Source organism: Haloferula sp. A504, assembly GCF_044385805.1.
Taxonomy (GTDB): domain Bacteria; phylum Verrucomicrobiota; class Verrucomicrobiia; order Verrucomicrobiales; family Akkermansiaceae; genus Haloferula.
Window position 1 is genome coordinate 22,869 of sequence record NZ_JBISBU010000057.1, and the last position, 11,604, is coordinate 34,472.

An 11,604-nucleotide genomic window follows, 5' to 3' on the forward strand; every position below is an offset into this window, starting at 1 on the left:
CATCAGGGGCATGCTTGTAACGATGGGCGAACAGGCGGCACCAATCACGTTTACCTCGGGCCCACTTCGGGGAGAAACCACGGACTTCGACCGGTTGCTCCAATTCCAGGATGTTTCCCAAACAGTGAACCTCAATTGGGTGGTTTTTGAAAATGCGAACTGGGGAGTCGGAATCTTCTGCTCCACCAACATTTTGATGAATAACTGTCGGGTGAGAAGTTGTGCCCGAGGAATCTACTCGACCGAATCAGATCTCCGGTTGTCCCAATGCTGGATCGAGGATAACGGCGATGAAGACAAGGGAGGCAAGGTCGCGGGCGTATTCTTCTCAAATGGGATCTTCACAGCAATCAATACCACATTTCAAAATAACAATTCATATTCAACCGACGGATACCCAATTAGTGGGGGCGGGATGTGTGCGGAAGACTCAGAAGTGGCCATCACATCTTGCGCTTTTTTGAATAATTCGGCTAGATGGGGCGGTGGATTTGCTGCATTGGGAGGAAGCGTGGAGATAACAGATACGGTTTTTTCTGAAAACACAACATATAGATTGGGTGACGATTGGTCACACGGGGGAGGAATTGGGTTGGATAACGCTACAGGAATAATTAATAGATGCTCTTTTTCTCAGAATTCCGGATGCGGTGGAGGGGCCGTAAATATGTGGGAGTGTCTGGAAGTTCGCCTTCTCGATTGTATTTTTAGCGGTAACAGTTGTCCAGAAAGTGAGATCCCCGATTCTTATGGAGGTGGAGTGGCAATTTCATCATCGAGCAATATAGTTATTGAAAACTCAAAATTTGATGGAAACAGGGCGCAATTCGGAGGATCTGTCTATACGGATGCATCTGCAGTAGTTTTGACAGAATGCAGATTAGAGAATAACTATAATCATGATGACCAAATAGTTCATGGTGGAGCTGATCTGCACTTTCAAAGCAATTCGACTGTGCGCGTAAATCGAAGCTCCATGGATTGGGTTTTATACTGGCACAGCGATGGGGTTTTTGAAAACAACCTTGTGGCTTATGAATTTGAATCTGTGTCAGGATCTCCGATCTTCCGTCACAACAAGGCACTATGGGTTGCGACAGGGCAAGACTCAACCCTTCTGGTCGCAAACAACATAATCGGCCAATACTTCTGGAGGCGGGATTCCTCGTCACCCGTCTTGCGCAACAATGTGTTCCCTGGCTCTTCGTCGATCATGAGGGGGCCGGACTGGTTTGCAATCATTGCTAACACGGCTGCCGAGGTGAATGCTCTCACAGGTTGTTCCGGCAACCTACAAGGCGATCTACAAATGGATGAATTCGGGCTCCTTCCGGGGTCGATCTGCATCGATGCGGGATCTGACGAAGGGGCGGGAGAGGACTATTACAGTGTCGCCCGGCCCATTGACGGAACCTTGGACGGCAATGCCCTGCCGGATATCGGTCCGTTCGAGTTTCATCCGATCAACATTCGCTTGTCCGGCGACCTAGCTTTCGCCGATACGATCGTCGGCTCGTCTCTTGAGGGAACGTTGACGATCACCAACGTGGGGACCTCCCCACTGGTGGTAAGCGGGCTGATCTGTCCGCCGGGTTTCAGCGGCGACTGGAGCGGAACGCTGCGCCCCGGGGATAGTCAGGAGGTGGTGATCACCTTCTCGCCTGAATCCGCGCAGGAGTATGCCGGCACAATTGTCGTGGTTTCGGACAGTCCGATTCCGGCGAACAACCTTGATTGTTCCGGCACTGGGATTGCCCAGACCCGCGTTATCTCCCTTCAAGGGGACTTGGCCTTTGGAGATCTTGGGGCTGGGTCAGTTCTTGAGTCGAGTTTCACGATCTCCAACCTGGGGAATTCTCCGCTTGAAGTGACGAGCATCGCTTGTCCCGAGGGCTTCATTGCAGCGTGGTCGGGAACGGTTCCCGCGGGAGGAAGCCAACAAGTGATGGTGACGTTCGCTCCTGCCGAGGCGAAGCTTTATTCGGGGCTGATTGAAGTCGTTTCGGATGCGACGGGCGGCGATGCGACGATCGGGTGTTCGGGCAATGGAAGTGCACCGGATCGAATCCTGTCATTCCACCTGATGTCGGGATCTCCCGATTTCGGAGACGTCCCTGTCGGTAGCAGTGCGGAATGCACCTTCGAAATCCGTAACCAAGGGAGGGATCCCGTGGTGCTGCATGGAGTTACGGTGCCTCTGGATTTTGTGGCCGGTCTAGTGGGTGAGCCTGTTTTGCCGCTGACGATCGGTTCCGGTGAATCGATTGAGCTGTTGCTCCGTTTTGAGCCGCAGACGATCGGATTGCAGAATCAGGCCTTGGCTGCAGTGAGCGACGCCAGTGGAGGCGTGACGAGCGTGGGCTGTTCCGGCACCGGACTTGGGTCTTCGATCGTGCTGACCGGCGATCTGGCGTTTGGGGACGTGAGGATCGGGGAGTCCTCGGTCCGAACACTGAATATCGCGAACACCGGGAACTCGCCGCTGACAGTTACCGAAGTTCTTTGCCCGGATGGCTTTTCAGCGGTGTGGTCAGGAACGATTCCTCCTGGGACCAGCCAGGACGTGCCGATCACGTTTTCCCCCGTGACCAAGGGTGCGCATTTAGGAGACATTGTGGTGGTTGGTGATCACGTTGAAGGAACTGCTAGTATATCCTGTTCCGGAGTGGGGCTCCTAGTCTATTTGCGCGTCCGGGACACGGATGCCGGCAGCGTAGCGCTGGGTGAGTCGACGACGGTGCAGGTTGAAATCATGAACCGCGGCAACGCGCCGTTGACAGTAACAGGATTGCTCCTCGAACCGTACAATGGATACCCTGGAGGGTTCAGCGGCGATTGGAGCGGGGTTATTCCGATAGGGGAGAGCGCGTTCGCTGATGTCACTTTTACTCCTAGCGACATTGGGTGGCATACAGCCGAGATCACAGTAATATGCGACTATAATTGGGGCAATAATACCGGTACGATCTATGGCAACGGGGCTGCTCCCCCCGGTGAGTCAGCCATCTGGGTATGGACCGGGGGGTCGGCAATTGATTTTGGTAATGTGTTTGTTGGGGCTTCTGCTGAGCGTTGGTTTTCATTTGGGAATAGTGGAAGTAGACCGATACTGGTGACTGGGATTACTTACCCTCAGGGTCTCACCGGACCACAATGGTCCGGGCTTCTTAACGAAGGTGAATCTCAGCAGATCATGGTCGTATTCACTGCTACAGCGGCTGGACCCTATAGCGAGACCATTTCTGTGCAGAGCGATGCTGCATACGGATCAGGAGAGATCGGGTGTGTTGCTGTTGTGGTAGAGGGAACAACGCCGGCTATTCAGCTTGGGGGAGATTTGGCCTTTGGACCCGTTTTGACTGGGGGCGTGTCGTCTGGCACCCTGAGAATAAGCAACATCGGGGACGCTGTGCTCACAGTTACGGGGATCCAGTATCCTACTGGTTTCGTTGGGGAGGATTGGAGTGGTATTATCCAACCTGGCGCCAGCAAAGATCTTTACGTTACGTTTCGACCCGGCGAGGCTGTGGCGTTTCAAGGAGAGATTGTAGTCGATAGCGATGCAACTACAGGGGACGAGTCGATAGCCTGTTCGGGTTATGGCATTCTAGAGACCTACTTTGACTGGGCGAGACGGCAGAGCCTAGATCCATACGGTGACGGTGCGAAGTACGCGGATCCAGACAGGGATGGCTGCATTAACGAACTGGAGTTTTTTCGTGGTTCGTCACCTCTACAGAAAGATTTTGAGCCTATGGTGACGGTTCTTCCATTGGAGCCTGGCCAGCAGCTCAAACTGCGCTATTGGAAGAGTGTTTCTGCGGGCCTTGTGAAAGAGTCGATCCAGTGGTCCGGGGACTTGGTGACATGGTCCGCCGGGAGCGACTTGGTTGATGGGCGTTCTGTGTCGTTTGTGACGCAACAAATTGGGGAAAGGTCCGGGGCTCGGCTCCTCGAAGCGACAGCGATCGACAGCGCTTCCGGAACGAGGCTATTTGCGCGGCTGTCGATCGTAGAGGGATTGGTTGCTAAATGGGATTTCGACGGCAGTGGTGACGACAGCATCGGGCCATTTGATGCGGTTGCTGCAACCGCAAGCTACGACGGCTCGGGGGTCGCCGGGAATGCGGCGAATTTTGATGCCGACGAGTATGTGGACTTCGGGGATCAGGCTGCGTTCGAACTGAACAGTCATTCATTCTTCGCTTGGGTGAATCTGGACAGGATCGATCAGGCCCAGTGTGTGTTCAGTCTGCAGTTCTCGGGTTCCGGTGCTACGAAGTCCGGTCTCGCCTTCAATGTAACCGCCGAGAACGTGCTGGAGGTCCAGCAGGCGCAGAGCGACGGAAACGACTGGCTGACCGTGACGGGAACCCAAGCGCTCTCCCTTTCGGAATGGCACCACGTTGGCTACGTGAAGGACGGAGGTTCAGTGACACTGTATCTTGATGGGGTCGAAGCAGGCTCGGGCACTACGAAGGACGCCCTGTGGATCGGGGCCGGCTCACACCACACCGGCCTCGGTGCGGGCTGGAAGGATTTCAACGACTGCTATGACATGCTTTGGTTCCGAGGAAGGATTGATCAGGCGGCGCTTTGGGGTCGTCCGTTAACTCCCAGCGAGGTCAGCAGCGTTTTTCATAGTTGTGCGTCCGGCGCTGAGAATTGATCGGCGGGAGGAGATTATTCCTCGGAACGGGGTTTAAAGGCAACCTTCGCCAGAGCATCGGAAGGTGCAGCGAGGTCATGGTGGGCTGTGTGCACTGGGGCAGACCCAGGGTTCGACCCGCGGTCCAATCCCTCGACTAGGAGCGCCTCCTGCTCCGGAACCGGAAGGTCCGCGAGCTTCATGATCTCGGTGATCCACGCTGGACAGGCCCCCGTCAGCCGGGCGATTTCCGAGTAGCTCTCCACTGCCCCCTCCCGAATCAGCCGGTCGAAGTGGATGGCCAGCGCCATCAGGCGCGCCTCGCGGGGAACCGGCTTCGGAGGCTCAGGCGGCGGGGTGGCCGGCGCTTCCTCCAGCTTCTTGCATCCGTCCCGGACCCGCCTGAACTGGATCTTCGTCTCAATGGTCGGCCCGCTGCTCATGGAAGTCGTCGTTGAATCCGTTCTCCCGGAAGGTGGTGGCGATGGTCTCGCCGTCGTAGGTGACCCGCTCTATTAGGAGGGCGAGGAGTCGGCATTGGTCGGTGACGGGCATGGCGTCCCAAGCCCCATCGAAGGTTGCGAGCGCGGCCTTGACGGTCTCGGCGGTCACCTCGGGGCCAGCACCAGCCAGGGCATCGGCAATCTCAGCCAGCCGGTTCTCCCCGGCTTGGATTCGGTCCTGCAGGTCGGCCAGGCGGCGCGGGGCGTCGGCCCCACCAACGCACTCGGCCACCTTCCGCGCCGCGTCGCGCAGGGTGTGGCGCAGGGTTGCTTCCTCTTCGAGCAGGTCCTGTTTGTTCGCCTCCGCTTGCTCGCGCGCACGTGCGGCCACGTCGGCAACCAGGGCGGGGTCACGTCCGATACTCCGGATCTGATCGACCACGAACCGCTCAATCTCCCCGGCCGGCACGGACTTCGTCGGGCAGCAGCCGCGTCCGCGTTTCAGGGCGTGGTGGCAGACGTAGTAGCGGTAGAGCCTGCCCTCTCCTTTCTTGGTGTAGGTGTGGTGCATGGCCACGCCGCACGACCCGCACCAGAGGAGCCCCCGGAGGAGGGCCCCGTGCTTGTTGCGGATGGAGGTTCCGCGGTCGCGACGGTTGCGGGTGAGCAGCGCCTGCACGGCACCCCATGTCTCCCGGTCGACGATCGCCTCATGGTTGGCTGGAAAGGTTTCGCCCTTGTAGGTGACCATTCCGATGTAGGCCGGGTTGGTGAGCATCCTGCGAAGGTTCGAGTTGTCCCACGGTTTCCCCCCGCATGCTTTCCCGCGCTTGCTCACCCACGTCTTGCGAGCCCATCCGCGGCGGTTGAGTTCTTGCACGGTCGGCATTAGCGAGCCTCGTTCCAGGAACAGCCGGAAGATCCGCCGCACCTGCTTCGCCTCATCCTCGTTGACGACGAGTTTCCCGCGTTCGGGCGCCAGGTCGTAGCCGAGCATCACCCGCCCGCCGACCCACTTCCCCTTGCGCCGGGCGGCGCTCATCTTGTCGCTGGTTCGCTCGGAGATGATCTCGCGCTCGAACTGAGCGAAGGAGAGGAGGATGTTGAGCGTGAGCCGGCCCATCGAGTGGGTCGTGTTGAACTGCTGCGTTACCGACACGAACGAGCAGCCGTGGCGGTCGAGGACTTCCATCGCCCGGGCAAAATCAAGGAGGCTGCGGGAGAGCCGGTCCACCTTGTAGACCACGATGCAGTCGACCTTACCCGCTGCTACGTCCGCCATGAGACGCTGCACTGCGGGGCGTTCGAGCGTGGCTCCCGAGAAGCCTCCGTCGTCGTAGCGTTCTTTGAGCGCCACCCAGCCCTCGTGCTTTTGACTCGCGATGAACGCCTCGGCGGCTTCGCGCTGGGCGTCGAGGGAATTGAATTCCTGCTCCAGCCCTTCCTCGGTGGATTTCCGGGTGTAGATCGCACAGCGGATCGGCTTCAGCCCGGCGGGGAGCTTCTTCTTCCGGTGGCGTGATGGTGATGCGGTGGTCATGGCTTCCTCGATTTGGCGGGTCCGAGCCCAAAGAATTTCCGGCCGTTCCAGTGGGAACCGGTGACGGCCTGGGCGATGGCGGTGAGGCTGCGGTAGCGCTGCCCCTCGAACTCAAACCCCTTGTCGAGGACCATCACGACCAGGGTGCGGCCCTGGTATTCGCGGGTCAGCACCGTGCCGGGCAGGAGTTCCGCGGGCGGGGCGGACGGGGTGAATGGCTTCGTCACCGTGGTTCCGCCGCCCTCGTCCGGCATCTTGAACCCGCGAGGCACCCGCATCCGGAGGAAGCGGATATCGGCCAGTTCCTCGGCGCGCTTCAGCGCCTCCTGGGAAAGCCCCCCGTAAGCAATCTCCTGGATCTTCCAGGCGATCCTGCGACGGAGCTGCGTCCGGTTCCGGTTGGTGGTCGGCTCGCCCCAGACCTCGAGGAACCGGGCCTGCATTTCCGCCACGCTCATTTTGGCCAGTTCGGCGATCTGGCGGGCGACTTCGGCATCCTTCTTCGCACTCATGAACTCTCTGCTCTCTGGTCCGCATGAGCGCTCGACTCCGGGAGCACCTCAAGGTCTTTCTCCGGGGGATCTTTGAGGGCGCGAAGCACGCCCCGGGCGAGAATTTCGGCGATCTCGGCGCGGCGCTGGTCGGGGGTGAGTTCGGCGGGATCGAGGGCTCGGGTCATGCCCTTCCCATGCGAAGGCGATCCATGGTCTGGCCCTACCCGATGCAATTCGTCATTCCTACGGCCGCACCAACGGAATACCCCCGGAACCCAATTGCTCCGAACCAGCCGGGAGGAACAAGAGACGCTGCGCAACGTCCGTCAAAAAACGACACTCCCGCGCGCTTGACACGTGGGTCGAAGCTCTGTGCCATTAAACTCCCATGGAAAAAGGGCGTTGTTTTATATCTACCGCACCTCAACTCGGGATCCAACGAGGGGTCGCAAAGCTGCTCTGCTGCATGACAGCGCTAGGCTGGACGACCTTCTCCGCATTCTCGCAGAGCGGACCTATCGCGCACCTCGCGTTTGAAGGGAATCTCAATGCAACAGGGTCTGAGCTCTTGGCAGTCACGAGTCACGGAAGCCCTACTCTTCGATCCGAGGCTGGAAACGGCTTCATCGACCTCGATGGGCAACAGGGCTACCTCACGATGACCCCGCGTTCGTATTTCTCTCCTCAATCGAGTGACTACACCGTGGCGTGCTGGGTAAAGTGGCCGTTACGCGACACATCATCAGATCCTGTGAATCCAACCGAGGTTGAGGCGTCTTCCGGGAGCGCCGTCGAGATGCTCAATCCCCCCGCAGGATCCACAATCACAGGCACTTTCGATTTCATCGTAGAAACGGACGACAACGCGATTCGTGTCCGCCTTATGGACGACGAAGGAGGGTTCTCGGGATTTTCTTCCGATTACACTGAACTACCAAATGGCCGGAGGCGGTTCACCTTCGCGGTCGATACTATCGCGCGCTGGTCCTCCAGTTTGCAATCCGTAGTTACCAAGCAGCTTTATGTGGAGGCGCGTCAGGATCCAGCGCTCGGACTCCCATTTGACCAGTCTTGGAAGGCTTCAGCTGGAAGAGCGGTTTCGATCGACAATCGCCATGTTGAGACAACGTCCGCCCACCTCTTCATGGCCAGCAACCTTCTTGCACCAGGAGTTGGGGGGGCCACTTGGATCCAGTTCGGAGGAAGGAGCCAGGAAGGCACGCCCTTTTTTGGAATGAGACCAGGAGGCGGCAACGAAACGCTCACAATTACGCACGGCGCAACCAACATTCGGGATGGGAGGTGGCACCATGTGGCTGGCGTGCGAAGAGGGAACACCGTTGAAATATGGGTAGACGGCGTGCTCGACGGCAGTGTCACAAACGCGAATTTGGGATCGGTCAACCTCGAAGATGTTGACTCCTATGGCCAGCAAGATCCGACCGTCCCGATCTACATCGGTTACCAGCCATCGTATACTGGCACGGAGTTCGTCGGATCCATGGATGATCTTATCGTCTTCAAGAGGGCGCTTAGCAGTTCGGAAATCGACTCGATGGTTGCAACTGGCATTGGCGCTCCATCTCCGCCAAACATTACCAACATTCTTCTGACACAGCTCACCTCTAATTCGCTCAGTTTCACGTGGGGGGCGACATTTCCTGATGACCCCGGTAGGTCGACCGCAGGTCTAGCCTACGAACTGGAGTATCGGGCCCTCGGCGACGAAGCATGGATAGGAGCGAGTCCTGCTACGACAAGCATACAGCTTTCGGGGCTGGCATCCTTTACCCCCTATGAAGTGCGAATTCGGGCGATCAACGGCGGGCAAACTGGCGGATGGTCTCTCAGCAGCCCTCATGTCACGGGAACGGAAGTCGTTTACGAGAATGAGGAGTGTATTGTTTATCAGGGTCCGCGGGGAGGATTTGATTATCCAGATCAATTGTTGGAGGAGGCGCTCGGTTTCGCGACTGAAGAGATGGTATCGGATCTGGTTAGCGATTTGATCGATATCAATGGCATTCCGCTTTTCTACGACCTATTCATCACGGCAGCCGTCAAATTTGTGAATGCCGCACTTTCGGCGGGTGACCCTAAGTTTTATCCCTTCATAATGCACCCAGATATCCAACTTCGTGGCTTGGATATTCCCCTCTTAGGCACCATTGAAGGAACGATGTTTGCGCCTGAATGGGAGCCCCTGCAGCTTGGAATGCTTATCGAAATGCGTGACCAAGGAAATAGCTTGATCTCGGATATTGAATTTGTTCACTACAACTTTTTTTGGCCAATCGAGCACCGGATTCTTGTCCCGCAGGGGGAGGTGCATAGGCTTGCTCCCGGGAATAACTATATCTTGCTAATAAAGCAGCAAGTTGGCCTTCAGCCGGTGGATTTCTGGTCGAATATTAATTCAGTATATATATTCAGTGATGCTGCGTTGGAGGTCGATGCTGAACTCGTATTCGATATTATCCGGAGCCCGAGAGGTACGATCATAGGAAACTATCGCGGCGATTTGTCGGATGGTGGGCGATTTAGTGTACTCGGCATGGATAATGGCAAAGCATTTATCATGCTCGAGCCTTTTGGAGGAGGAATCAAGACTTGGAGGGACGTGGCCGTGAGTGAGGACGGCACTTTTGTGGTCGAAGGTCCATGGATAGTCCTTGGTCTTCCCGAGTATGTTCTTTCGGGAGCATTTTCGTCGACGGGGGACAACATTCAGGTGGATTTGCTCTATGAGTCGGCGTATGACCTGCCGATCTCGGGACAGGCATTAGCAGCGTCCCCTAGTGGGTCACATGACAGTTCGGCAGGGCTGTTCCAGCGTGAGGTGAATCTTCTGGCACTTCGTCAGATGCAGGATGCATGGGTTGCCGGCGGGTCAGATGGATTTGCGCACGTTGTCATCACGACGAATGAGGGAACCATCAGCGAGGTGGTTGCGGTTGCGGCGGATGGCTCCTTTAGTTTCGTGACGGAGCAAGGAGAGACGGTCCTCGGAGCAGTGGTTGATGGCTCGTATTCCATTTCGATTCTGGACACTGAGGGAGGCTCGCAAGGGCTCAGTGTGGCGAAGGTTAACCCGGAGGGCTCGTATGCAGCTTGGCAGGGCGACGCATTTGGATCCATCCCGTTGAGTTTGCGGGGACCAGAGGAGGATCCTGACATGGACGGCCGCGTGAACCTTTTAGAGTTTCTCGAAGGAACTGATCCCGGCGTGGCCGATGTTAGTGGCGGTGCTAGCCTGGCGATTAGCGGCCAGACGCCGGAGGACAGGTTTTTCGAGTATAAGCACGCGCTCCGAGCCGATCTCGTTGGGGTCGACTACTGGGTAGAGGAGTCACGCGACGGAAGCATTTGGTCGACTGTGCCGGAGGAGCGTATTTCGAGGACAGAGGGTGACGGAACGTTGATTCTGCGGGCGGTCGACCCGGTGGCGAATGAGTCGGGGATGATGCGTGTTCGGGCCGAACTGGCGGAGTGATTGGCTATGGCTCGGTGGAGGCTTATGACCGCTGGCTAGCCGAGGCGTGATCCCATGCGGCGAGGCTGCAGAAACTGGCCCAGGCGCTCCTAGGAACAGGCAGGCATCAGCCGACGTTCCCAGAGCTTGACAACGGTTAAGAACCCTTTATTTTCCCCCTGAGGCCCGGCCTCAAGCCACAACCAAGACACACACCACCCCGCCGGCACGCGAGCCAGAAACCCCTCAGCATCAACAGTTAACCTACCATGTATTGCCTTCTCGCGTTCCGGTCCACAACAGACACACGCACAATGAAACGGACCCTCGGGCAGCGCATCCGCGAGCTGCGCCAGCAGAAAAGAATGTCCCTTCGGGACCTCGGTGAGGTCCTCAAGGATCCGGAAACCAATACCCCGGTTTCCGCAGCCTTCCTGTCCGACATCGAGAATAGCCGTCGGTTCCCGTCCGACGAGATGCTCGAGAAAATCGCCAAGGCCCTCGGCACCGACGTCGCGGACCTCAACAGCCACGACCAGCGCGCGGCTGCGCGCGAGCTCGGCGAATTGGTCGAAATGAACGTCCAGTACGCCTTCGCCTTCCGGCAGGTGCTCGACGAGGTGAAGGAGAAGGGCATGAGCCCGGAACAGATCGTCGAGGCCGTGAGAGCCCATCAACGAAATCAGAAACAATGAGGACCAATCGAGATCCAGGCCCCTTTCTCAAAACCGAATTCATTCCCGACAAGCGCATCGAGCGTCGTGCCTTGGCCGAACTCGAGGAGCTTGGGCTGATGCCCGAGCGGCCCGAGCCCATCAAGATCGAACTGTTCTCCGACCTGAAGTGGGGCATCCCTGAGGACTACGACAAGCTCCCGGCTGGGGTGCTCGGCTACGCTGCTTTCACCGTTAACCCGCATTTCTCATACTCGCGGCGGCGATTCGCCGATGGGGGGCTCGATCTCGGTGAGAGATGAGATCAGCGGCTTTTGAGCACCCTCGGCGATT

The 11,604-nt window shown here is 57.7% G+C and carries 8 protein-coding genes; 4 read left to right on the forward strand and 4 right to left on the reverse strand.

Features of this window, described 5'->3' with window-relative positions:
• Positions 1-10 precede the first annotated feature (10 nt).
• Positions 11-4,669, forward strand: coding sequence for a choice-of-anchor D domain-containing protein (locus ACG2LG_RS19545; protein WP_396261872.1), 4,659 nt, complete (start codon positions 11-13; stop codon positions 4,667-4,669).
• A gap of 14 nt (positions 4,670-4,683) precedes the next feature.
• Here the strand turns inward: ACG2LG_RS19545 and ACG2LG_RS19550 are convergent, their stop codons facing one another.
• Genes ACG2LG_RS19550 through ACG2LG_RS19565 form a run of 4 tightly spaced genes read right to left on the reverse strand, consistent with a single transcriptional unit; the run spans position 4,684 to position 7,310 of the window.
• A complete protein-coding gene (locus ACG2LG_RS19550; protein WP_396261874.1) occupies positions 4,684-5,091 on the reverse strand; it encodes a hypothetical protein in 408 nt (135 codons plus the stop codon).
• On the reverse strand, positions 5,069-6,631 hold the full coding sequence (locus tag ACG2LG_RS19555) for a recombinase family protein (RefSeq protein WP_396261876.1): 1,563 nt from the start codon (positions 6,629-6,631) through the stop codon (positions 5,069-5,071). The genes ACG2LG_RS19550 and ACG2LG_RS19555 overlap by 23 nt, the downstream gene beginning before the upstream one ends.
• Positions 6,628-7,143, reverse strand: coding sequence for a DUF2924 domain-containing protein (locus ACG2LG_RS19560; protein WP_396261878.1), 516 nt, complete (start codon positions 7,141-7,143; stop codon positions 6,628-6,630). Before ACG2LG_RS19560 ends, ACG2LG_RS19555 begins: the two co-directional genes overlap by 4 nt.
• A complete protein-coding gene (locus ACG2LG_RS19565) occupies positions 7,140-7,310 on the reverse strand; it encodes a hypothetical protein (protein WP_396261880.1) in 171 nt (56 codons plus the stop codon). The genes ACG2LG_RS19560 and ACG2LG_RS19565 overlap by 4 nt, the downstream gene beginning before the upstream one ends.
• 566 nt (positions 7,311-7,876) lie before the next feature.
• Here ACG2LG_RS19565 and ACG2LG_RS19570 point away from each other — a divergent pair.
• The 3 genes from ACG2LG_RS19570 (at position 7,877) to ACG2LG_RS19580 (ending at position 11,573) form a co-directional block, all read left to right on the forward strand.
• The gene (locus ACG2LG_RS19570) at positions 7,877-10,618 is read left to right on the forward strand and encodes a LamG-like jellyroll fold domain-containing protein (protein WP_396261882.1); all 2,742 of its coding nucleotides are present in this window, start codon (positions 7,877-7,879) and stop codon (positions 10,616-10,618) included.
• Between the two features lie 293 nt (positions 10,619-10,911).
• Positions 10,912-11,292, forward strand: coding sequence for a helix-turn-helix domain-containing protein (locus ACG2LG_RS19575; protein WP_396261884.1), 381 nt, complete (start codon positions 10,912-10,914; stop codon positions 11,290-11,292).
• Complete coding sequence (locus ACG2LG_RS19580; protein WP_396261886.1) at positions 11,289-11,573, forward strand: hypothetical protein; 285 nt, start codon at positions 11,289-11,291, stop codon at positions 11,571-11,573. Before ACG2LG_RS19575 ends, ACG2LG_RS19580 begins: the two co-directional genes overlap by 4 nt.
• Positions 11,574-11,604: the final 31 nt, after the last annotated feature.

Excerpts from the sequence above, each read along its gene's own strand:
- ACG2LG_RS19580 (WP_396261886.1), top strand. The coding sequence starts at position 11,289 with ATGAGGACCAATCGAGATCCAGGCCCCTTTCTCAAAACCGAATTCATT.
- ACG2LG_RS19575 (WP_396261884.1), top strand. The coding sequence starts at position 10,912 with ATGAAACGGACCCTCGGGCAGCGCATCCGCGAGCTGCGCCAGCAGAAA.
- ACG2LG_RS19565 (WP_396261880.1), bottom strand. The coding sequence starts at position 7,310 with ATGACCCGAGCCCTCGATCCCGCCGAACTCACCCCCGACCAGCGCCGC.
- ACG2LG_RS19545 (WP_396261872.1), top strand. The coding sequence starts at position 11 with ATGCTTGTAACGATGGGCGAACAGGCGGCACCAATCACGTTTACCTCG.
- ACG2LG_RS19555 (WP_396261876.1), bottom strand. The coding sequence starts at position 6,631 with ATGACCACCGCATCACCATCACGCCACCGGAAGAAGAAGCTCCCCGCC.
- ACG2LG_RS19550 (WP_396261874.1), bottom strand. The coding sequence starts at position 5,091 with ATGAGCAGCGGGCCGACCATTGAGACGAAGATCCAGTTCAGGCGGGTC.
- ACG2LG_RS19560 (WP_396261878.1), bottom strand. The coding sequence starts at position 7,143 with ATGAGTGCGAAGAAGGATGCCGAAGTCGCCCGCCAGATCGCCGAACTG.